General features: G+C 69.1%; 18 protein-coding genes. 9 read left to right on the top strand and 9 right to left on the bottom strand.

Annotation, left to right across the window (positions count from 1 at the left end):
• Positions 1-49: 49 nt before the first annotated feature.
• The 3 genes from J1M36_RS09555 to J1M36_RS09545 are packed head-to-tail and all read right to left on the bottom strand — an operon-like array spanning position 50 to position 3,308.
• Entirely contained in the window at positions 50-505 is a 456-nt protein-coding gene (locus J1M36_RS09555; RefSeq protein WP_318541129.1) for a holo-ACP synthase, read from the bottom strand.
• Positions 502-1,647, bottom strand: coding sequence for an alpha/beta fold hydrolase (locus tag J1M36_RS09550; RefSeq protein WP_206479177.1), 1,146 nt, complete (start codon positions 1,645-1,647; stop codon positions 502-504). Before J1M36_RS09550 ends, J1M36_RS09555 begins: the two co-directional genes overlap by 4 nt.
• On the bottom strand, positions 1,635-3,308 hold the full coding sequence (locus J1M36_RS09545; protein ID WP_241247051.1) for a hypothetical protein: 1,674 nt from the start codon (positions 3,306-3,308) through the stop codon (positions 1,635-1,637). Before J1M36_RS09545 ends, J1M36_RS09550 begins: the two co-directional genes overlap by 13 nt.
• A 524-nt stretch (positions 3,309-3,832) precedes the next feature.
• On the opposite strand from J1M36_RS09545, the gene J1M36_RS09540 reads away from it, so the two are divergent.
• The 4 genes from J1M36_RS09540 to J1M36_RS09525 all read left to right on the top strand — a co-directional run bounded on the left by J1M36_RS09540 (position 3,833) and on the right by J1M36_RS09525 (position 7,752).
• Entirely contained in the window at positions 3,833-5,092 is a 1,260-nt protein-coding gene (locus tag J1M36_RS09540) for a glycosyltransferase family 4 protein (RefSeq protein WP_206479176.1), read from the top strand.
• A gap of 51 nt (positions 5,093-5,143) precedes the next feature.
• Complete coding sequence (gene gmd / locus J1M36_RS09535) at positions 5,144-6,184, top strand: GDP-mannose 4,6-dehydratase (protein WP_035964951.1); 1,041 nt, start codon at positions 5,144-5,146, stop codon at positions 6,182-6,184.
• Positions 6,185-6,243: 59 nt separating this feature from the next.
• The gene (locus J1M36_RS09530; protein WP_165189220.1) at positions 6,244-7,245 is read left to right on the top strand and encodes a GDP-L-fucose synthase; all 1,002 of its coding nucleotides are present in this window, start codon (positions 6,244-6,246) and stop codon (positions 7,243-7,245) included.
• 186 nt (positions 7,246-7,431) lie between these two features.
• Complete coding sequence (locus J1M36_RS09525) at positions 7,432-7,752, top strand: zinc-binding dehydrogenase (RefSeq protein ID WP_241247050.1); 321 nt, start codon at positions 7,432-7,434, stop codon at positions 7,750-7,752.
• Positions 7,753-7,858: 106 nt separating this feature from the next.
• On the opposite strand, the gene J1M36_RS09520 is transcribed toward J1M36_RS09525, so the two are convergent.
• The 5 genes from J1M36_RS09520 to J1M36_RS09500 are packed head-to-tail and all read right to left on the bottom strand — an operon-like array spanning position 7,859 to position 13,201.
• The gene (locus J1M36_RS09520) at positions 7,859-8,209 is read right to left on the bottom strand and encodes a phosphatase PAP2 family protein (RefSeq protein WP_206479175.1); all 351 of its coding nucleotides are present in this window, start codon (positions 8,207-8,209) and stop codon (positions 7,859-7,861) included.
• Between the two features lie 38 nt (positions 8,210-8,247).
• The gene (locus J1M36_RS09515; RefSeq protein ID WP_206479174.1) at positions 8,248-9,507 is read right to left on the bottom strand and encodes an oligosaccharide flippase family protein; all 1,260 of its coding nucleotides are present in this window, start codon (positions 9,505-9,507) and stop codon (positions 8,248-8,250) included.
• Positions 9,501-10,409, bottom strand: a complete 909-nt coding sequence (locus J1M36_RS09510) for a glycosyltransferase family 2 protein (protein WP_286737590.1) — start codon at positions 10,407-10,409, stop codon at positions 9,501-9,503. The genes J1M36_RS09515 and J1M36_RS09510 overlap by 7 nt, the downstream gene beginning before the upstream one ends.
• A gap of 15 nt (positions 10,410-10,424) precedes the next feature.
• Positions 10,425-11,837, bottom strand: coding sequence for a hypothetical protein (locus tag J1M36_RS09505; protein ID WP_064845618.1), 1,413 nt, complete (start codon positions 11,835-11,837; stop codon positions 10,425-10,427).
• 17 nt (positions 11,838-11,854) lie between these two features.
• Complete coding sequence (locus J1M36_RS09500; RefSeq protein ID WP_064845619.1) at positions 11,855-13,201, bottom strand: polysaccharide biosynthesis tyrosine autokinase; 1,347 nt, start codon at positions 13,199-13,201, stop codon at positions 11,855-11,857.
• A 564-nt stretch (positions 13,202-13,765) separates the two neighbouring features.
• On the opposite strand from J1M36_RS09500, the gene J1M36_RS09495 reads away from it, so the two are divergent.
• The 4 genes from J1M36_RS09495 (at position 13,766) to J1M36_RS09480 (ending at position 18,433) form a co-directional block, all read left to right on the top strand.
• The gene (locus tag J1M36_RS09495) at positions 13,766-14,302 is read left to right on the top strand and encodes a DapH/DapD/GlmU-related protein (protein ID WP_064845620.1); all 537 of its coding nucleotides are present in this window, start codon (positions 13,766-13,768) and stop codon (positions 14,300-14,302) included.
• Between the two features lie 5 nt (positions 14,303-14,307).
• Positions 14,308-15,423: a glycosyltransferase gene (locus tag J1M36_RS09490; RefSeq protein ID WP_206479172.1), complete on the top strand. Its 1,116-nt coding sequence runs from the start codon at positions 14,308-14,310 to the stop codon at positions 15,421-15,423.
• A gap of 126 nt (positions 15,424-15,549) precedes the next feature.
• Positions 15,550-16,746: a phosphoglycerate dehydrogenase gene (gene serA / locus J1M36_RS09485; protein WP_206479171.1), complete on the top strand. Its 1,197-nt coding sequence runs from the start codon at positions 15,550-15,552 to the stop codon at positions 16,744-16,746.
• Between the two features lie 58 nt (positions 16,747-16,804).
• Positions 16,805-18,433 carry a DASS family sodium-coupled anion symporter gene (locus J1M36_RS09480; RefSeq protein WP_206479170.1) on the top strand — a complete coding sequence of 543 codons (1,629 nt, stop codon included), beginning with the start codon at positions 16,805-16,807 and terminating at the stop codon, positions 18,431-18,433.
• A gap of 175 nt (positions 18,434-18,608) precedes the next feature.
• Here the strand turns inward: J1M36_RS09480 and J1M36_RS09475 are convergent, their stop codons facing one another.
• The gene (locus J1M36_RS09475) at positions 18,609-19,193 is read right to left on the bottom strand and encodes a Dps family protein (protein ID WP_035964961.1); all 585 of its coding nucleotides are present in this window, start codon (positions 19,191-19,193) and stop codon (positions 18,609-18,611) included.
• Positions 19,194-19,889: 696 nt separating this feature from the next.
• Between J1M36_RS09475 and J1M36_RS09470 the strand changes: the two genes are divergently transcribed.
• Complete coding sequence (locus J1M36_RS09470; protein WP_206479169.1) at positions 19,890-21,938, top strand: NADPH-dependent 2,4-dienoyl-CoA reductase; 2,049 nt, start codon at positions 19,890-19,892, stop codon at positions 21,936-21,938.
• Positions 21,939-22,020 lie beyond the last annotated feature (82 nt).

Here is a 22,020-nt window from a genome sequence, read left to right as displayed (position 1 = left end):
TCGATGTCCGCGCCCCGGGTACCGGTCGGCGCGGTGGTCTGGCCTCCGGTCAGGGCTGGGGTGAGCGGATGGCCAGGGCCACGGCCATCGCGAAGCCTCCGTCGTGGGACGTGCTCACGCTCCACGCCCCGAGTCCGGCGCCGCGGGCCAGGCAGGCGGCCGTGCCCCGCAGTTCCACGCGAGGGGCACCGTGGGCGTCCGAGCGGATCATGATTTGGGGCCAGGCCACGGCGTCGTCGGCGCTCGGGCGCAAGACCTTCAGCACGGCCTCCTTGGCCGCGAAGCGCCCCGCCACGGACTCCGCCGCGAGCGGGCGTCCGTCCGGACGCGTGAGGTCGGCGATCTCCTCGGGCGCGAACAGTGCCCGCAGGTACCGCTGCCCGCGTTGCGCGAGCGCTTCGGCCACGGGCGCGACCTCCTGCAGGTCGCACCCCACGCGGGGTACGCCGACGACACCGTCCCCGGCCTCGGTCCCGCGTGTCACGGTCACGGGCGCGCTCGTCACGACGAGCTCCGTGAGGTCACGTCCTCGAATGCCGAGGGCACCGACGGCTGGGGCGAGGTGCGCTTCACGCCCACCCGATCGGCCCAGCGCCCGAGGGCGACCGTGGCCGCGGGGGTCCAGCACGGGAACTCGTGGCCGCCGTTGCACTGGCCCGCCTGGCCGTACTCGGTGTACTGGTAATCCACTCCCTGTGACTCGAGCTCGCGCGCCATCGTCACCGTGGTGTCCTTCAGAGCGGGTTCGATGTCCCCCTCCTGGCCGTTGCCCCGGCCGGCGAAGAGTTGCACGTGGACACTCTTGAGCTCCCCGCTCCGGACCGCGGGATCGTTCGCACGCCACTGTTCCTCGGTCGTGACCGAGCCGTTGCCGAACACCGAATCGGTGCGGCCCGTGGCCTCCTGGGATCCCGTGGCGATCGTCTGCTTGGCCTCGTCCGAGGACAGGTCCAGTAACCCGGACAGGCTCACGGCCTCCCCGAAGATATCGGGACGTTGCTCGGCGTAGCGCATGGCGCCGTACCCGCCCATCGAGTTGCCGATGATCACGCGGTGCTCGCGGTCCGCCCTGGTGGACAGGTGCTGATCCACCCACGGGACCACCTGGTCCAGGTGGAATGTCTCCCAGTTCTGCGTGAGTTCCTCCTGGGACGCCCAGTCCGAGTACCAGCCCACCTTGCCCCCGCTCACGATGACAGTGATCACGGGCAGACCCTGGGTGAGCTGCTCGGCCTGACCCGCCTCGTACCACTGCAGGGCAGGGGCCTCCGTGGCACCGCTGCCCGGGAGGAGATACACCACCGGGTACTTCTTCGCGGGGTCGTAGTCCTGCGGGGTGATCACCACCACCGAGTTGCGCCCGCCCGGGGCCTCCGCGGAGACCTGATCCGTGCTCACCGCGAGTTCCGCGGCCCGCTCCGAGAGCCCCCGCGCACCCGTCACGGTGATCCCGTGGGACGGTTGCGTGAGTTGCTGCGGGTCCGCGAAACCCACCCGGGACAGCGCGGCGTCGTCGAAACCCAGGCTCTCACCGGAGGACGACGGCGCGTGGTCGCCGGACCCGCCGGCCGCGCAGCCGCTCAGCAGCACGGCCGTGAGGGCGCACCCGGCGAGCGCGCGGGCGCTGCGTGTTCTCAGACGGCGCACGGGACGACCTCCTCGGCGGGTGAGGGGCTCAGGCCCAGGGCGGCGTCCACGATCTCGAGGGCCGTGAGGCGTGAGGCGTGGGCCTGGAGGGAGTGGTCCAGGGCGGGCACGTGGGCCACCCTGATCCGGCGGCCCTGGCGCTGCAACCGGGCCAGACCCTCCTCCCCGCGTTCCTGCTGGAAGAGCAGACCGTCCTCCGGCCCGAAGTAGAACGTGACCTCGGCGCCCCGGGACGCGTACTCCATGACCACCTCGGGAACGTTGGGGATGTTGCGCCGGCCCAGCACGAGCCACGCGATGTACGGCATGCGGCGGCGCACCCGGTCCTTGGCGCGCGTGCGCCAGCTCGTGGTGACCTCCACGTCGCTCATGGTGCGCAACTGTTCCAGCACGGCGTCCACGTCCCAGTTGCGATAGAGCTTGTCGTAGTAGCTCTCCGCCGCGCGCCACGCCACGTTGTTGAGCACCACGCGGGTGGTCATGGCGCTCGTGGGCGGGGCCATGGCGACCAGCCAGCCGCCCACGCACAGCCCCACCCCGGTGACCTTCTCCCCGGTGCGCTCGGCCAGCCACGCGGCACCCAGGTCCAGGTCCGCCACGCCCTGCCCCGTGTAAGGGTTGATGTCCTTGACCTCGTCCAGGCCAGCGGCGTCACCGCAGTGGTGACGCTCGATGCGCAGCGCGGGGACACCGCGCGCGGCGAGTCGGCGTGCCTGCACGGTCCACAGTCCCGTGGGCCCGTCCTTGGGGTCCGCGGACGGCGGTGCGAGCACCACCGCGCCGGCCCCGGTGCCGTCGCGGCCCACGGGGTGGGTGTAGGAGGCCGGCAAGTGGTCCGGGCCCAGCTCCAGCAGGTTCTCCTGGACCTCCGCACCGAACTCCGCCACATGGAAGCACGCGGTCGTCGTGGGACGCCAGCCGCTCACGTCCACCCAGTCCTCCCTGTGGGACGTGGTGGGGACGGAATCGTCCAGTCGACCCACGAGGGCGGCGATCGCCTCCGGGCTCGCTTTCGCGTAGATCGCGGCCACGCCGTACAACTTCTTGGCGATGCGCCGGTCCTCCTCGCGCACCGTGATCAGACCCGGGGTCTTGATCTTGCGGGGATCCGGTAGGGAGCGGATGGCCGCGGCTTCGGCGTCAGTGAAGTGTGCGCCGCCGATCTCCACGCCATCGGGGACCTCGGGCGGCAGGATCAACCCGCTCGTGCGCCGCAGGCCCGTGTACTGGCGCATGTAGACGGCGCCCGAGACCGGTTCCCACAGCACGCGCCGATCGAACGGCAGGGGTGAGGTCGCGAGCACACCCGCACCGATGCGCAGCCCGATCCCGTGCACGGGCAGAGCAGGTCCTACGAGCTCCCGCGCGGCACGGTGGGCCACCGCAAGGTCCTCGTGCCACACCTCGAGCGGGTTGCTCAGGGCCGGACGCGCACCGGATTCGGAGGTCCCGCTCCACGCCAGGCGGATCACGAGCCACCCGGATTCCGCGGCGCGCGCGGCCACGAGGCGCATGCTGCGGTGACTCACGACCTCCTCGCGCGCCAAGGCCGGCGCCACGATCACGGCGCCGCGCACACGATCGTCCGCGGGGCCGTGGACCCACGCGTGGATGGTGTGGTCGTGGTCCGTCAAGAAAGTTGCCTGCCCGGCAATACGCATGAAATCTCCCCCAGTTCTGCTCCGGTGCGCCTCAGCCGCGCCCCTTCGCACGTCCCCCGTGGCGATGGGGTGCCCTCTCGAAGACCGGGCCCCACCCCGAAGTGCGGATCGATGCCCCGAACTCCGCGTCACTTCCGCGTTCCCCCGCGGGAGTCGTGCATGTTTGCACTCATAAAGCATAGCCAGGGAGACGCCGGTCGTGACCGAGATTACCGTCCCCTAATGTGTGGTTTTACATCAAGATCACTGTTTTTCGCGCTCCCACCTGAGGCGATATCGACGTGTACCTATATGAGCCCACACAGAATTGTCACCACTGTGGTGTTAAGTGCTTGTGCACACGATTATGATGGCAAACGTCGGGACACGCGGGATTCGTGTTTCGGCGACATTCACCGCTCCCGGTGGGACAGCCATGAGGCATCGCTGCACCACGTGGCGCGGAGGCGGACTGGGGAAGTCCGCCCATTCGGGAAAGGCGGCAGCAGCTGAGCTGCTCCGCTTTTCATGGGGGAGGAGATAGCGTGGCAGCACGCGTCCTGATCATCGGACTCAACTATTCACCGGAACATACGGGCATCGCGCCGTACACCGCCGGCATGGCTCGCGCGCTGCGCGAGGAGGGATGGGACGCCCGGGTCATCACGGGTCTCCCGCACTACCCGCAGTGGCGCGTCCACGAAGGGTATTCGCGCCGCCGCGCCACGTACGAGGAGATCGACGGCGTACCCGTCCTGCGCGTGCCGCATCCCGTTCCCCACGACGCCGGACAGCTGCGCCGGCTGGGAATGGAGATCGTCTTCGGTCTGCGTGCCGCGACCGCCGCGTGGGGCGATCCCGACGCCGTCGTGGTCGTGAGCCCCGCCCTGTTCTCGTCCGCGATCGTGCGGGTGCGCGCCGCGCTGAGCCGCACGCCGGTGATCGCGTGGGTGCAGGACATCTACACCGCCGGGCTCACCGAGACCGGCGCGGCGAGCGGACCCGTGGCGCGCGTCATGCGCGGTATCGAGAGCACCTTCCTGCGCTCGTGCCAGGGGGTGGTCGTGATCCACGACCGCTTCTCGGACTACCTGCGCCGCGAGATGGCGGTGCCCGCGCGCCGGATCAGCACCGTGCGCAACTGGACCCACATCTCCCAGGCCCCCTCGGTGGACACCGACGAACTACGGCGTCGTTTCGGGTGGGGTGCGGGCGACGTCGTCGTCCTGCACACGGGCAACATGGGGGCCAAACAGGACCTCGCGAACGTCGCCGCGGCCGCGGACGTGGCCGAGCGCACGGGAGCGCCGCTGCGATTCGTGCTCGTGGGCGGCGGGCACCAGCGCCCGCAGCTCGAGGAGCTGGCCCGGCGCACGCCGCGCTTCGAGGTCCTGCCCGGGGTCGACGACGAGACCTACGCCGGACTGCTGCGCGCCGCGGACGTCCTGCTGGTCAACGAACGACCGGGGCTCAAGGAGATGTGCGTCCCGAGCAAGCTCACGAGCTACTTCACCGCCGGCCGTCCCGTGCTCGCGGCCGTCGAGGCCGAGAGCCCGTCCGCCGCCGAGCTCGACGCCGCGGACGCGGGCATCCGTGTGGCGCCCGGAAATCCCGAGGCACTCGTGGCGGGCGCCCTGCAACTGCACGAGGAGTGGATCGCGACCGGCGGCGCCACGCACCGCGGCGGACGCCGCTACGTGCGCGACGTGCTCAGCGCCGGCGCCGCGGTCCGCGCCTTCAGCACCGCGCTGCGCGCACTGCTACCCACCGAGACCACCGCACCTGCGGCGGCACTGCATTCCTGATCGGCCGGGACACCCGTCCCGACGTACCACGTCACACAGGGGAGACCACTCATGACCAAGAAAGCACTCATCACCGGCATCACCGGGCAGGACGGTTCCTACCTCGCGGAGCTGTTGCTCGCCAAGGGCTACGAGGTCCACGGCCTGATCCGCCGCGCGTCCACGTTCAACACGTCCCGCATCGACCACCTGTACCAGGACCCGCACGACCCGCAGGCGCGGCTGTTCCTGCACTACGGCGATCTTTCCGACGCCGCCCGTCTGGTCACGCTGCTGGGCGAGATAGACCCGGACGAGGTCTACAACCTCGCGGCCCAGTCGCACGTGCGCGTGTCCTTCGACGAGCCCGAGCACACGGGTGACACCACGGGCCTCGGCACGGTGCGTCTGCTCGAGGCCGTGCGCCGCGCCGGGGTGAAGTGCCGCTTCTACCAGGCCTCGACGTCCGAGCTGTTCGGGGCCACTCCCCCGCCGCAGAACGAGGACACCCCGTTCTACCCGCGCTCCCCGTACGGCGCGGCCAAGATCTACTCCTACTGGATCACCAAGAACTACCGCGAGGCGTACGACATGTTCGCCGTGAACGGGATCCTCTTCAACCACGAGTCCCCGCGCCGCGGCGAGACGTTCGTGACCCGCAAGATCACGCGTGCCGTGGCCGCGATCGCGGCGGGCAAGCAGGACCTGCTCTACATGGGCAACCTGGACGCCGTGCGCGACTGGGGCTACGCGGCGGAGTACGTGGAGGGCATGTGGCGCATGCTCCAGGTGGACGAACCGGAGGACTTCGTGCTGGCCACGGGCCGCCCGTCCACGGTGCGCGAGTTCCTGGAGACCGCGTTCGAGCACGCCGGGCTGGACTGGGAGAAGCACGTCCGCTTCGACGACCGTTACCTGCGCCCCACCGAGGTGGACGCGCTCATCGGTGACCCGTCCAAGGCCGAGCAGAAGCTCGGGTGGAAGGCCACGGTGCACGCCCCGGAGCTCGCGCGGATCATGGTGGACGCGGACCGCGCTGCCCTGGAGTGCGCCGGTTCCCCGTGGATCGACACCGTGTCCGAGCGCATCTGGACGCCGGAGCACGCGGCGTGAGCGCGGACGTGGCGAACCGCCGGGACACCGCTGCCGGCCAGGAGCACTGGCCGCACACGGTGAGCGACCCGGCCGATGCCCGCACGACCGACGACGTCGCCTACACCCCCGGCGCGCTGGACCGCTCCGCGCCGTTCTACGTGGCCGGTCACCGCGGTCTCGTGGGTTCCGCCATCTGGCGTCACCTCCAGGACGAGGGTTTCGAGAACCTGATCGGTGCGAGCTCCCGTGAGCTGGACCTGCGGGACCGTGCGGCCGTGGAGGCGTTCATAGCCGAGCACAGGCCGCGCTACCTCGTGCTCGCGGCGGCCAAGGTGGGCGGGATCGGCGCGAACAATTCCCAGCCCGTGGACTTCCTGTCCGACAACCTGCGGATCCAGCTCAACATCCTGGACGCCGCGCGCACCGCCGGCGTGGAACGCGTGCTGTTCCTGGGTTCCTCCTGCATCTACCCCAAACTCGCGGAACAACCGCTGCGCGAGGACTCGCTGCTCACGGGGTACCTGGAGCCCACCAACGACGCCTACGCGATCGCCAAGATCGCCGGCATCCTGCACGTGCAGTCGATGCGACGCCAGTACGGGCTGCCGTGGATCTCCGCGATGCCCACCAACCTCTACGGCCCCGGGGACAACTTCTCCCCGTCCGGCTCCCACGTGCTGCCCGCCATGATCCGCCGCTACGACGAGGCCGTGCGTGCCGGTGACACCGAGATCACCAACTGGGGTTCGGGTTCACCGCGGCGCGAGTTCCTGCACGTGTCGGACCTGGCCACGGCGTGCCTGTACCTCATGGAGCATTACGACGGGCCCCAGCAGGTCAACGTGGGCACCGGCGAGGACGTGACCATCAAAGAACTCGCCGGCCTCGTGGCCTCGGCCACCGGGTACGAGGGCACCACCTCGTGGGACACCTCCAAGCCGGACGGGACGCCCCGCAAGCTTATGGACGTCTCCCTGTTGCGCTCGCTGGGCTGGTCCGCCTCGATCGACCTGCCCACCGGGCTCGACGACGCCGTGGCCTGGTACCGCGCGAATCGCGAGCAGGCGCGGGGCGCCTGAGCGACGGGATGCCCCGCGTAATGCGGGGACACTCCGTGTCATGGGCGAACTCTCCGCATGATGCCGTGACGACCCGCGCGATGCGGGCCGTCTCCGCTGCCCCGCGGGGATGGCCGCGGCGTGCCGACCGCAAATAGCAGGGGAGCCCGGCGTTCAGAGCCGAGCGCCCTGCTCGAGAAGGCAACCATGGACATCCACGCCTACGTGGTCGATCACGTCGATGCGCCGTTCCGGTGGGAAGAACTCACCGTGGACGAGTCCGTTCCTCTGGAACTCGCGGGCCCCCTCGCGTGCGGTATCACCACCGGGGCGGGAGCCGTGCTCAACACCGCGAATCCCGGCCCGGGTGAATCCGTGGTGGTCTACGGTGTGGGCGCCGTGGGGCTCGGGGCCATCATGGCTGCCCGCAATTCGGCCGCGGCCACGATCATCGCGGTGGACCTGCATGACTCCCGCCTGGAGCTCGCCCAGCGCTACGGGGCCACGCACGTGATCAATTCCGGGTAGGAGGACTCGCTGGAACGGATCCGGGAGATCACCGGAGGGGCAGCGGACTACGCCATCGAATGCACCGGTGTGATCGCCGTGCTCGAGGAGGCCATCGAGGCGGTGCTCACGCGCGAGTGAGCTCCGCCCGCTGCGCCGTGAGGTGCCACGCGTCCACGCCCACGACCAGGCCGAGGATCGCGATCACCAGCAGCAGCGAGGCCGTCACGTCCGTGAGCCAGTGGTACCCCAGGTAGAGCCGACTGAACGCGACCACCCCGATCAGCACCACCCCCGCCGCGGCCACCCACCATCGGGTGATCGGGGAGCGGGAGGGGCGCAGCGTCGTCGTACCCGTTGCGGCCTCAAAGGACGACGCCGCCGCGGGACCCGCCGCCGGTGACCGCGGGCTCGTCGAGGCGCCCGCGCAGGAAGGTGGACCGTCCGGTCGCCGGGGTCGAGGTGGTCGTGGCGTCATGCTGCGCCCGCAAACTGGGAACGAGCTGTGCGTTGGCCCTACGCCACCAGGAGCCAGCAGCCCGCCAGCCCGATGGTCGAGAGAACCGCAGCCACCAGGAACGACCGCCACGGCGCACTGCGTCCCACCAGGACGTATGCGACGAGGACCACGGCGAACTCACGGATGACCAGCAGCGTGGCCGCGAGGTGCAGGTCGAACGACGCGACCCATGCGATCAGCGCACCGAAGACCACGCCGATCACCGGACCCACGAACGTCTTCCAGGCCGCACCGGTGCGCACGAGCAGCACGGAGGCCGCCCAGGACAGCACTACGGGGAAGGACACCATGGCGATGAACGGCACCATGGACATCGCGGGTTTCCAGTCGCCACCCAACAGGGGCGTGAGGACCACGCTCGCCGTGAGGGCGATCAGCACGCACGCGAACGCGAGTATGAGCGCGCGCAGCAACAAATGGTCACTCGCGCTCCGGATCTCCTCCGGGGTCTCCTTGTCCGCGATCCCCACGCGCACCACGTTCGCGGTGGACGCGGCCAGGGCGTCCCCCGGGGCGCGGCCCACGGCGCTGCCCGCGGTGTAGGTACCGAGGACGGCGGTGCCGGCGAACACGGCCATGAACAGTCGCTCGGCCTGGCCCTGGAACCAGGACACCAGCGCGTAGCCGGACATCGTGCCCATGTCGGAGAGGATCGAACGCTCGCCCGGCGTGGAGTGCGGCAGGGGCTGGGTGTTAAGGCGCGCACGGCGCCAGCACAGCAGGGCGAACATGCCCTCCGTGACGGCCAGCTGCAGGGCCGGGCCCAGCAGCGAGTGGGTCAGCACCAGGATGGTCCCGCCCACGAGCAGACCCACGAGGGAGGCCCGCAACTGCATCCGGGCCAGGGTCCCCCACTGGTTGGTGGCCTGCAGCGTGCCCACGTACAGCAGACCCAGGGCCCCGAAACCGGGCGCGAGCGCCACGGGCAGCACCTGGAAGAACTCGCCCCAGTTCTCGAGCGTCCCGTTGTGCAGAAGGAACAGCATGAGCCCGGTAAGGATCACGAAGGCCAGGACGGGCATGATCACCCGGTAGCGGTTCATGATCTTCATGCCCCCGGGTTCGGTCAGCACGCGGATCACCGCGAACCGGGCCCCGGAGTCGATCGTGACCTGGATGGCCGTGTAGAGCAGGGTCACCACGTTGTAGATACCCACGTAGTGCGGGGACGTGAACGCGGCGAGCGTGAGGATCACGATCGCGGAGGACATCCGCGGGATCGCGCGCTCGATGAGCGACTTGATCTGGTTCAGCATGCCGACGCCGGGATGAGGGTGGCGGCTCTCGCCAACTGACGCCGCGCGTAGTGCCGCGTCCCGGGACGCACCCCGGCCACGATGGTCTCGAGCTGTCCCCCCGTGCCCCGGATGGATCCGGGGACCCCGCCGTTGGCCTCGAGCCACGGCCGCCCGGAGGCGTGGGCCCACGCGGTCCACGCGCGCCGGATCTCGGGGTCGGAGACGATGCGCTCCAGGTAGGTGTCCGAACTCGACAGCTGGCTCTCACTCAACCGGTAGGCCACCACGGGGGTGGCCAGTTTCACGATCCGGGCCCCGGCGCGCAGGGCGTCGAGCCACAGGACGTAGTCCTCCGCGGTGTTGGGCCGCGCGTAGGCGTCCGCGGCTACGAGCGCCTCCCGGGTGGCGAGCATGCTCGAGTGGAACAGGGGGTTGACGAACGGCAGCAGCAGTCCGATCTCGCGGGTCGTGAGACTGCCCGGGTACCCGGGGCGCGGGAGCATCCCCCGCCCGAAGCGGATTCCCGTGCCGCACACGATGTCCGCGTGGCGCACGGCCCGGAAGCCCACCCGGAAACGCCACGGGAGGGAGATGTCGTCCGAGTCCATGCGGGCCACGAGCTCGCTGTCCGTGGACTCCAGGGCCCGGCGCATGCACGCCACGGTCCCCCGGTTGACGGCATCGGTCCGGACGACGACGCGGCGGTCCGTCACCCGGCGGGCCGCACGTTCGGTCTCGGCGTCCGGGCCGTCCACGGACACCACCAACTCCGCGTCCCGCGGCATGGCCCGCAGCGTGGAACGCATGGCACTCTCCACGGTGGCGCCCGCCCGATAGGCGGGCATGATGACAGTAAGCCTGGGCAAAGTGGTCCACTCCCCGTTGATGAAGCCCCGGGAACGCGGAGGTCGCCCCTCCACACCCGTTGAGCTGATTTATTTGTGAACTGCCGGTGTCCGCGGTGAAAGCTCCGTGGCCGGTGAAGATCTTATTCCCGCGGGCGGTGATTTCGTATCACCACGGCCGAAGATGCGTTCAACGATCCACAACCCCCACAGTGGCAGGATCGACAACGTCAAGAACACCTCGAGGGACTCCAGCTGCCCCACGATGCCCTGGAAGACGAGCGTGGATCCTACGGTGGCCAACAACAACCGATTGGTTTCACTCCGGCTGCGACTGTAGGCATCGGAGACCATGGCAGACACCAGCCCCAACACGAAGTAGCCGACGATCGCACCGAGCAGGCCGAAATTCAGGATCATTTCTGCGCTGAGCCCCGGAACCACGTAAATCTGGTCTTCCCCACCCAACAAGTCGTATCCCGAGACCTGCACCATGGACCGGAAAGGATTCTCCGCCGGGATACCCGCGAAATGCAGAAGCGCAAGCGGGACGTTGAGCAGGGCGCTCAACAGGGTCTCACCGTGGAGCGCCCCGTGGAACTGGACGTGGTTCTCGGCCCAGGCGGCCATGGAGAACCGCCCCCATTGCCAATCCACGAACGACCACGGGTCCGTGGTGGCACCTACGCGCCGGGCCGTGGTCGCGATGATAAACCCCACGAACACGGTCACGCCCACCACGATCAGCGGCCACCGCAGGACGTTGATCCGGGGCAGCATCAGAGCCAGCAGAGGAAATGCCACGTAGGCGATCTCGGAACGCCCACCGTTCCACGTGGCGCTGACGCCCAATGCGGCCAACCCGGCCACCAGGATGATGGTGTTCCACACCGCTGGGCCGGGCACACGCTTCCGGCTCGCGAGCGCCAAGACCAGGATCGTAATGCCCCACGGCAGCCAACCCGCCAGGAATGCGTAGCGGGCATTGCCGCCGTCCACGGAAATGATCCGCCCGCCGGTCTGGTCGGTCGTGGCGCCCATCACTCGCACGAGTCCCACGGCGCCCGCTGCTACGAGTACGAGAGCCAGGCCCCCCATGCTGACCCGGTGATGGGATACGAAGGAATACAACTGTTCGGGTATCAGAGGGCGCCGGGGAACCTGTCGGGGACCACGGTGTGCGGCCAGGATCCGCGGCCGCGGGATCGTCAGCCCCGCCCAGAGGGCACACATGCCCAAGAAGGTCGACCAGGCGGCCGTGGTCAAGCCGGATGTAGCACCTGCGGGAGTACCGGACATGGCCTCGTAGAATCCGCGGTCCCTGGACCACCCCAATACATGGGCGAATCCGGACAGGACGTTGGCCACGAGGAAGTTGATCACGAGCCACATCCGCAGGTTCAGCCCGTCCACCCGGTCCCTGGTCCAGATGTGGATGAGCGCGAGCGCACCCACGGCGGTCGTGGCCCCCAGGAGGAACACGGCCCAGCCGAAAGGAGTCATCGTGTTCATCGTGGGCTTCAGAGAACGCCGGAGTGTGCGCGCGAAGGGCGCACCTGGTTGGCCACCAATGCCACGGGCGTTTCGCGGAATCCCTGAACCGAGAACTGCAGCTGATCGGTCGAGGTCTTCCCGGGCACCGTGACCAGCAGGACCTCATCCGCCAGTTCGCCCAGCACCGCCGCGTCCACGGAGTCCTGCAACGGGGAACAATCGAGGACGACCACGTCGAATTCCGAACGCAACTCACCCACCAACGCAGCCATCGGTTCCGAGCACACCAGGTCACTCGGGCGCGGCGTCGGCGTACCCGCGGGTAGGAAGGTCAGCCCCATCTCGAGACGAACAGTGCTCTGGTCTGCCCCGGCCCGACGTTCCACGAGATCCGAGACACCGAGGTGATTGTGCTGGGCCAGCAAAACAGTTGCCCCGCGGTCGGAGAGGTTGGCATCCACGAGAGCCACGCGGCTGCCCAGACCGGCAAAGCTACGCGCGAGTTCCACGGCGACCGTGGTGGCACCGTCGCCCGAACGCTGACCGGTCACCACCAGTACCGCGCAGCCGGCCACATGGGGCAGGACCTCGGCATGACCTTGTTGGATGCGCGAGCGCAGCGAAGTGACGTGAGGTGACACCTCCCGCGCCGGCGCGGATTCGCCACCCGCGGGAAAGAAGCTGCGCGCGTCAGTCCTGTGCTTCAGTCGCGGAACGGACGCGACCAGCGACGCACCCGGCACACGACGCAGCTCCGTCGTGGTCCGCGGCCGCCGAACCAGACTCTCCAACACGAAGGCGAGGATCACGCCCAACAGCGCGCCGCCGACCACACCGAACAACGGATAGAGCCACGACGGCAGGCCACTGGTTTCATCCGGGAGCTGCGCCCGGCTGAGAACCGTGGCCTGAACGGCGCCTCCCCGGTTGGCGACCTCGGGGGACAGTGACCCGACCCCTCTGGTCAATTGATCCGCGACCCCGTTGGCAACCGTCTGGGCCTCCTGAGGTGAGTCCGCGGTGGCATCGACCTGGATGATGGAGGTGGCCGTCGGATTGGTGACGTCCAACATGTCTTGCAATTGCGCGACCGTCTTATCCACACCCGTGTCCTCGACGACGGGTTTGAGGATGTAGGGGGACGTCGCCACGGTCGCGTACGACTTCAGCTCTCGCGAAAGGTACGTAGCTGCCTGGTTCAACTCCGTGGCGGAGTCACTCGCGGGAATGGAGACGTAGAGGGATGACGTGGCCTTGTACGTGTCCGGAGACACCAAGGCGTAGATCCCCCCGGCCAACAAGCCCACCACGGTCAGTGTGATGACGGTTTTCCACCATTTCTTCAAAATATCGACGTAATCATGCAGCGTCATGTGCCCTCCCAGCCCCTGATCACAATGAAAGACGGTTCGTCTCGGACGCTGCCCAGCCCCCGAGCACGTCCCACCAGTCTCTTCATCGCTCCCCTGTAATGGGCCTCAGTCTAACGCGCGAAATCATGTCGATGAACACGCAGGTAGTTTCTCTGGAATTATTTTGTACCCGAATTGGGGGATAAACCTTCATCGGCAGATCTCGACAGCAATTGGAACCCGCAGGAAATGAGGGCTGCAAAACTGTTCGCAGAAGCAGAAACATTCCCACGACAAGTACGTTGCCCTCAGCAACGAGACAGTACGCGACCTGCGCCGTTGCGGAAAGTCTTCCCGTACGCATGCGGGCAAGGACCCCGCCCCAGGCGCCCGTCGGCGTCGAGGAGATATCGAGGACGAAGCGACGGCATTACCCCCGGTGTCTCCACTTATGGGGTCAGAAGCAGGCGGATCGACGAGCGCAGTGTGCCAAGCTTGGATCCCGTAGCCGCGCGCCCGCGGGGAGAGCGGACCGGTTGCGCGCAGAGCGCAGCCCTATTTGCGGCTCGACGACAGGGGGAGACCATGACACACACGACGAGACGCCTGGCCACTTTCACCGGCCGCGGCTACGACAAGGGCCGGGGAACGCTGCAGTGCGCCGCGTGGGCCCTCGTGGCGGAACCGCTGCAGCGGTCCGTCCTGTGCCCGCCGAGCGTACGCACCCGGATCCTGCGGGCCTTCGGCGCGCAGATCGGGGAGGGCACACTGATCCGCCACGACGTGCGGATCCACTGGCCGTGGAAACTGACCGTGGGCGAGAACTCGTGGATCGGCGTGGGCGCATGGTTGCTCAATCTGGAGCCCATCACGATCGGCTCGGACGTGTGCGTGTCGCAGGGCGCCATGCTGTGCACGGGCAGCCACCGCGCGGACGACCCGGCCTTCGAGTTCGACAACGCCCCCATCACCGTGGCCGACGGCGCATGGATCGCCCTGCGAGCCACCGTCCTGCGCGGCGTCACGGTGGGCGAGGGCGCCGTCGTGGGAGCCACCGCGCTCGTCACGCGGGACGTCCCGGCCGGGGCGCGCGTGCTCGCCCCCGTGGCCACGAAGGCGTGAGCGGCATGCGGATCCTGCAGGTCGTCGCCCTGGTCTCGGGCACCAACGCGTACGGCGGGCCCACCACGGTGGCCCTCAACCAGTGCCGCGCGCTCGCCGACGCCGGACACGACGTGACCCTCGCCGCGACCGGCTCCGATCTGGGCGCGCGCCTGCCCACCGAACGCGACGGCGTGCGCACGCAGCTCTTCCGTCCCGTCCAGGCCCTGCCGGGTGCGGGTTTCGCAGGTCTCACATCGCCGGCCATGCTGTCGTGGCTGCGCCGGGTCGCGCCGACCGCGGACGTGGTGCACGTGCACACGGCGCGTGACCTGCTGACCCTGCCGGCCGCGTGGCTCGCGGAGCGCGCGGGCACCCGAACCGTCCTGCAGACCCACGGGATGATCGACCCGTCCGAGAATCCCCTCGCGGGGCCCCTGGACGCCCTGCTGACCCGGCGGGTGCTGCGGGACGCGCACCGGGTCTGCTATCTCACCCCTCAGGAGGAACAGGACCTCTCCGAGGTCGCCCGCGGGCCCGTGAACCTCATGGAACTGCACAATGGGATGCTCGCATCCTCGCGCCCCCGCGTGCCGCGGGAAGACGACGAGTGTCGCGTGCTGTTCCTCGCGCGTCTGCAGGAGCGCAAGCGTCCGCTCGCGTTCGTGGCCGCCGCGCGATCCCTGGCCGAGCGGTTCCCGCGCGCCACGTTCACGCTCGTGGGCCCGGATGAGGGCCAGGGGGACGCGGTGCGCGCGGCGATCGCGGCCGCGGGCCTCGGCGAGCGCCTCACGTGGGCCGGCCCGGTGGACTCTGCGGGCGCGGCGCGGTGGATGGCGGAATCGGACGTGTACGTCCTGCCCTCCGTCCACGAGCCGTACCCCATGTCGGTTCTCGAGGCCATGTCCGCGGGACTGCCCGTGGTCGTGACGGACACGTGCGGGCTCGCGCCCACGGTCGCGCGAACGGGGTCCGGCGCGGTCGTGGACGACACCCAGCCATCCCTCGAAGATGCCCTCGCGCAGCTGATCGCCGATCCCGAGCGGCGACGGCGAGCGGGTCGGGCGGCCGCGGACACGATCGCGCGCGAGTACGGGATGCGCGCCGTCGTCGAGAAGCTGCTGGGCGCGTACCGGGACTGAGCGGACGGCGCGGTCCCGGAGGACGACGCCGCCGGTCACCCCGCGCGCGAGCGCCGCGCTCGGGGGTGACCCGGAATGCTACGTCGTGAAACGGGGCGCCCGCGCCCCACCCCATAGGATGGACGGGTGAAGGCCTTACTGCTCGAGAACATTCATACCGACGCCGTCGACTCGCTGCGTAGCCGCGGCTTCGAGGTGGAGACCCGCAAGGGTGCCCTGGACCCGCAGGAACTGATGGCTGCGCTGGACGGCGTGGACCTGCTGGGGATCCGCTCCAAGACGCGCGTGACCCGCGAAGTGTTCGAGGCGCACCCCACCCTCAAGGCCGTGGGTGCGTTCTGCATCGGGACCAACCAGATCGATCTCACCGCCGCCACGGACACCGCCACGGCCGTGTTCAACGCGCCGTACTCCAACACGCGTTCCGTGGTGGAGCTCGCGCTGGGTGAGATCATCGCGCTGGCGCGTCACCTCACGGACAAGAACTCCGCGATGCACCAGGGCGTGTGGGACAAGTCCGCCAAGGGCTCCCACGAGGTGCGGGGCCGCACCCTGGGGATTGTGGGCTACGGCAACATCGGCAAGCAGTTGTCGGTCGTGGCGGAGGCCTTCGGGATGAACGTCTACTTCTACGACATCGTGGACCGCCTGGCCATGGGCAACGCGACCAAGTGCGATTCCCTGGAGCAACTGCTGAACACGGTGGAGACCGTGACCCTGCACGTGGACGGGCGCGAGAGCAACACCAACATGTTCGGCCGGGAGCAGTTCCGCCAGATGCGCCCCCGTTCCCTGTTCCTCAACCTGTCCCGCGGTCACGTGGTGGACATCGAGGCCCTGCGCGAGGCCCTCGTCTCCGGCCACCTGGCCGGGGCGGGCCTGGACGTCTACCCGTCCGAGCCCAAGGTCGCCGGCGAGGCGTTCGAGTCCCCGCTGCAGGGGCTGCCCAATGTGATCCTCACCCCGCACGTGGGTGGTTCCACGGCGGAGGCCCAGGAGAACATCGGCGGTTTCGTCTCCGGCAAGCTCATCGACTACTGCCGCTACGGCACCACGAGCCTGTCCGTGAACTTCCCCGAGGTGCAGCTGGACCCCCACATCCACGGCACCCGGTTGCTGCACATCCACAGCAACCTGCCCGGCATGCTGGCTCGCGTGAACGCGGTGCTCGGCGAGCACGGGATCAACGTGGACCGCCAGCAGCTCGTGACCAAGGGGCAGATGGGTTACCTGGTCACGGACTGCGGCAACGGTGTCACGGAGGACGTCGTGGCGGCCATCAAGGCCCTGCCCGAAACCATCCGGGTGGCCACGGTCAGCTGAGCCGCGCTGCCGTACGCTGGGATGACCGACCTTTTCCCCACAACGATGTGGAGACATCATGAGTCACCCGGCCGTACCCGGCGCACACCTGCAGAATATGGATCCGGACCCTCACCGCGGTGAGGAGGTGGACTTCCAGTCCCCGGGCGAGCGGGCGGAGGCGGAGAAACCCCGCACCCGCACCGTGCGCTGGATCGGCCTGGCGGGCGGTCTGTTGCTCGCGGTGCTGGTCTACACCCTGATGCCGCAGGACGTTCCCCATGCCGCCCGGCTCACGGCCGCCACGGCCGTGCTCATGGGCGTGTGGTGGATGACCGAGGCCCTGCCGCTGCCCGCGACCGCCCTGGTCCCCCTGGTGGTGTTCCCCACGCTCGGCACGGACGTGAAGTTCGACGCCGTCGGGGCGTCCTACGGCAACAACGTCATCTTCCTGTTCATGGGCGGGTTCCTGCTCGCGCTCGCGATGCAGCGCTGGAACCTGCACCGGCGGATCGCGCTGCTCACCGTCAAGGTGATCGGTACCAAGCCCACACAGATGATCGCGGGGTTCATGGTGGCCACGGGCTTCCTGTCCATGTGGGTGTCCAACACCGCGACCGCCGTGATGATGCTGCCGATCGGCGTGTCCGTGCTGCTGCTTGTGACCAAGATCGGTTCCGGTGCCGACGCCGTCCAGGGCACCTCCGCCGCGCCCGCACGGGAGGAGATCGACCCCCAGGACGACGAGGTCAAGGAAGAGATCGTCAAGTCCAACTTCGGCACCGCACTGATGCTCGGGATCGCGTACGCGGCGTCGATCGGTTCGCTGGGGACCATCATCGGCACCCCGCCCAACACCCTGATGGCCGGCTATCTCTCGGACGCGCACGACATCACGATCGGTTTCGGTCAGTGGATGCTCGTGGGCGTGCCCCTGGCCGTGGTGCTGCTCGCACTGTGCTGGGTGCTGCTGACCAAGGTGTTGTTCAAGCCCGAGATCACCGAGATCCCCGGCGGCAAGGAACTCATCAACGACGAACTCGCCAAGCTCGGCCCTATGTCCCCGGGTGAGAAGCGCGTGCTGGCCATCTTCGTGCTCGCCGCGCTGTCCTGGGTCTTCGTGCCGGTGCTCTTCGCGGATCCCATCATCTCCGACGCCGGCATTGCCATGGCCGTGGGGCTGCTGTTGTTCCTGTGCCCGGCCGGTGCGGCACCGGGCGTGCGCCTGCTGGACTGGGACTCCGCGGTCAAGTTGCCGTGGGGCGTGCTGTTGCTGTTCGGCGGTGGCCTGGCCCTGTCCGCGCAGTTCTCCACCTCCGGGCTCACCGAGTGGATCGGCGAGCGCGCCCAGGGTCTCGGCGGACTGCCCGTGGTGTTGCTCGTGCTCATCATGGCCGGCGGCATCCTGCTGCTCACCGAGCTCACGTCCAACACGGCCACCGCGGCCACGTTCCTGCCCGTGGCCGGCGGTGTGGCCATGGGGATCGGCGTGGACCCCATGCTCCTGGCGATCCCCGTGGCGCTCGCCGCCACGTGCGCGTTCATGCTGCCGGTGGCCACCCCGCCCAACGCCATTGCGTTCGGTTCCGGGTACGTGACCATCGGGCAGATGATCAAGGGCGGGATCGGGCTCAACCTGATCGCCCTGGTCCTGATCACCGCCACGACCATGACCCTGGGCGTGTGGGTGTTCAACCTGGCGTTCTGACCCGCGGTCACCCATCCGGCGACGACGGCGCGGCGCCGCCTTGGCCGGGTGACCGCAAGCGGCGGCGTCGTCGTTCTCCAAGGCATACGACAGCGTGCGGCGGCACCCGACCGCAGAGGAAGGACCCCCGGACCCGCATGATGCGGATCCGGGGGTCCTTCTACTACATGTGTGGTTACTTCTTCTTGGCGACCCGGCCGCGCTTGACGGCCTTGGCGGCGTCCTTCTCCGTGCGGGCGGCGGAGTTCTCCAGCACGCCGGAATCGGACTCGATGTGCGAGCGCATGAACCACTGGAAGAGCTCGAGCCCGCGGACCTGGGCGATCAGCATGTCCTCGGTGATGGGATCCACGTCGCTGATGCGGGCCAGGGCATCCCGATGGTCGGTGATGACGCCGTCGTAGACGAGGTCCAGTGCCGCGAGGTGCTCCACGCCGGAGGCGCGCTGGACGTCGTAGTCGTCCCACGTGCGCTCGGCCGCGATGGCGCCGGGCAGACCATTCGGCGACACACCCAGGGTGGCCATGCGCTCCGCGAGCTCGTCCACGTACCCGCGGACCTCCTCGATCTGCGGGTCCAGCATCTCGTGGACGGAGATGAAGTTGGGACCCACCACGTTCCAGTGGGCGTGCTTGAGGGTCAGTTGCAGGTCGTTGAGCGCGTGCAGCCGCTGCTGCAGGATCTCGGCCACACCGTGGCCCTGCTCCGTGGTGAGACCCGGAACGGTGTAGTTGGCGTTCTTCGTGGATTTCTTGGCCATGACAACCTCCTCGTGGGGCGGTGGTCCCGGGGGGGAACCACACCATGCCGTCTTATTTTGATGTATTCAGAATAACAAGGACGCGAGCATTGCACCAGGGGTCACTCGGGAGCCACCGCCCTGGGGCGCTCGTGGCCTCGGGGTGCCCGGAGATCGGCCAGACGGCGCTCTGGTCCCGAAGCGCCTCCACGGTGCTCTGGCTCCGGAGCGCCTCTACGGTGTCGCGGCACGACACCCCGCTGACGGAACGCGAGTGGGAATCCGCGAGCCGCCCGGATGCGGGCTGTGAACTCCGCCTAAACCGACCCCTCGACCCATTCCGCCGCGGACGCCGAACGGATCGGGGGTTTCCTGCGGAACTGGTTCCCGCCGCGCCACACCGAGAAGCTACGCCGGACCGACCGGGACACCGTGCGCATCCTGGGTGGTTACGTGCGGGGCACCGCTGCGGTGGCGGTGATCGAGATGCTCGCGATCGCGGTCTGCTGTGGTTGCTCGGTGTGCCGCTTGCGACCCCGCTGACCATGCTCATGTTCCTGGGAGCGTTCATCCCCATCGTGGGCGCCGCCCTGGCGGTACCCCCTCACGGCGGTGGCGTGATCCGTGGTCCGGTTGTGGCTGCCACGGCCCGGTCGGATTGGTGATCCAGCTCACGGGCTCTAGGGTGGAAGAAATACCTGAGACCTGGAGTATCGGATGAGTTCCTATCCCCATCTTCTGTCCCCGCTGCGCGTGGGTCCGCTGACCCTGCCCCACCGCGTGATCATGGGGTCCATGCATACCGGCCTCGAGGAGGCCCCGGGCGGTGAGCACGAGCTCGCGCGCTTCTACGTGGAACGCGTGCGCGGCGGCGCCGGGCTGATCGTCACGGGCGGGATCTCCCCCAACCCGGAGGGCGCTGCCCGCCGCGGCGGTGCGCACCTCAGCCGCGAGGACCAACTGGATCCGCACCGCACGGTCACGGACGCGGTACATGGCGAGGGCGGGCTGATCGCACTGCAGCTGATGCACAGCGGACGGTACGCGATGCACGAGGACGCCGTGGCGCCGTCGGCCATCCGCGCTCCCATCAACAAGGTCACGCCGCGCGAGCTGAGTACGGCGGAGGTCGAGCGTACGGTCGAGGACTTCGCGAACGCCGCGCACCTCGCGCAGCGCGCGGGCTACGACGGCGTGGAGATCATGGGCTCCGAGGGGTACCTGATCAACGAGTTCCTCGTGGCCCACACGAACGAGCGCACCGACCGGTACGGCGGGTCCGACGCCGCTCGCCGCCGGTTCGCCACCGAGATCGTCCGGCGCGTGCGCGAGGCCACGGGCCCGGACTTCCTCATCATGTACCGGCTCTCCGCGCTGGACCTCGTGCCGGACGCCCAGCAGTTCGCGCAGGTCCTGGAGCTCGGCCGGGAGATCGAGGCCGCGGGGGCGTCGATCATCAACACGGGGATCGGGTGGCACGAGGCCCGGATCCCCACGATCGCCACGAGCGTGCCGCCCGCGGGGTTCACATGGGTCAGCAGGGCACTGCGCGAGCACCTGAGATTACCCGTGGCCGCGGTCAACCGGATCAACACCCCGGAGATCGGGGAAGCGGTGATCGAACGCGGGGACGCGGACCTCGTGTGCCTGGCCCGCCCGTTCCTGGCGGACCCGCAATTCGTGGCCAAGGCCCGCGCGCAGCGCCCCGCGGAGATCAACACGTGCATCGCGTGCAACCAGGCGTGCCTGGACCACACCTTCTCCGGCCGCCGCATGTCATGCCTCGTGAACCCGCGCGCGATGCGCGAGGAGGAGCTGGTGCTGGGCCCCACGCGCACCGCGGAGCGGATCGCGGTGGTGGGTGCCGGACCGGCTGGGCTGGCCTTCGCGGAGGCTGCGGCGCAGCGGGGTCACCGGGTGACCCTGTTCGAGGAGCAACCGGAGTTGGGCGGCCAGTTCCAGTTGGCGCTGCGCATCCCGGGCAAAGAGGACTACGCCCACACCGTGCGCTACTTCAGCACGCGCCTGGCCGAGCTGGGGGTCACCGTGCGCACGGGGCACACCGCCACCGCGCAGGACGTGGCCTTCGCGGACCGCGTGGTCGTGGCCACCGGCGTGACCCCGCGCGTCCCCGGCATCCCCGGGGAGGACGGCCCCACGGTGCTCGGGTACAAGGACGTCTTGGCCGGCGCCCCCGTGGGTGAGCGCGTGGCGGTCGTCGGCGGCGGCGGGATCGGATTCGACGTCGCGCACTTCCTCACGCACGACCCGCACTCCGACTTCTACACCGAGTGGGGAGTGGACCGCTCGCTGGAAGCGCGGGGCGGGTTGCTCGCCCCGGCGCCGTCGAAACCGAGACGGCGCGTGACCCTGCTGCAGCGCAGCGCCGGTAAGCCCGGAGCGCGACTGGGCACCACCACGGGGTGGATCCACCGCGCCGAACTGCGCATGGCGGACGTGGAGTTCGTAACCGGGGTGCAGTACGTGCGGATCGACGAACAGGGCGTGCACGTCCTGGCGCCCGCGCAGCGGGATGCGTCGCAGACCGGCGACCCGGACACCGAGGACCGGATCGAACGGATCATCCCCGCGGACACCGTGGTGCTGTGCGCGGGCCAGGAACCCCGCGCCGAGCTCGCCCGGGAACTCGCGGGAGAGAACGGGGAGCGCCCCGTGCACGTGGTGGGCGGCGCGCACGTGGCGGCGGAACTGGACGCGAAACGCGCGATCCGTGAGGCCGTGGAACTGGCCGCGTCGCTGCCCTGATACGGCGTCGCAGTCACGACGCGATCACAGAACGCCCCGCTGTCAGTGTGCAGCCGGGCGCTCGGTCAGCGGCTCATAGGGG

This window comes from Kocuria sp. KRD140 (assembly GCF_017168375.1).
Taxonomy (GTDB): Bacteria; Actinomycetota; Actinomycetes; order Actinomycetales; family Micrococcaceae; genus Kocuria; species Kocuria marina.
The sequence above is the reverse complement of the archived record's forward strand: the minus strand, read 5'-3'. Positions and strand labels throughout refer to the sequence as shown.

Coding starts and splice junctions, on each gene's coding strand:
- J1M36_RS09545 (WP_241247051.1), bottom strand. CDS start 3,308: ATGCGTATTGCCGGGCAGGCAACTTTCTTGACGGACCACGACCACACC.
- gmd (WP_035964951.1), top strand. CDS start 5,144: ATGACCAAGAAAGCACTCATCACCGGCATCACCGGGCAGGACGGTTCC.
- J1M36_RS09525 (WP_241247050.1), top strand. CDS start 7,432: ATGGACATCCACGCCTACGTGGTCGATCACGTCGATGCGCCGTTCCGG.
- J1M36_RS09520 (WP_206479175.1), bottom strand. CDS start 8,209: ATGACGCCACGACCACCTCGACCCCGGCGACCGGACGGTCCACCTTCC.
- J1M36_RS09515 (WP_206479174.1), bottom strand. CDS start 9,507: ATGCTGAACCAGATCAAGTCGCTCATCGAGCGCGCGATCCCGCGGATG.
- J1M36_RS09505 (WP_064845618.1), bottom strand. CDS start 11,837: ATGACTCCTTTCGGCTGGGCCGTGTTCCTCCTGGGGGCCACGACCGCC.
- J1M36_RS09500 (WP_064845619.1), bottom strand. CDS start 13,201: ATGACGCTGCATGATTACGTCGATATTTTGAAGAAATGGTGGAAAACC.
- J1M36_RS09495 (WP_064845620.1), top strand. CDS start 13,766: ATGACACACACGACGAGACGCCTGGCCACTTTCACCGGCCGCGGCTAC.
- J1M36_RS09490 (WP_206479172.1), top strand. CDS start 14,308: ATGCGGATCCTGCAGGTCGTCGCCCTGGTCTCGGGCACCAACGCGTAC.
- J1M36_RS09480 (WP_206479170.1), top strand. CDS start 16,805: ATGAGTCACCCGGCCGTACCCGGCGCACACCTGCAGAATATGGATCCG.
- J1M36_RS09475 (WP_035964961.1), bottom strand. CDS start 19,193: ATGGCCAAGAAATCCACGAAGAACGCCAACTACACCGTTCCGGGTCTC.
- J1M36_RS09470 (WP_206479169.1), top strand. CDS start 19,890: ATGAGTTCCTATCCCCATCTTCTGTCCCCGCTGCGCGTGGGTCCGCTG.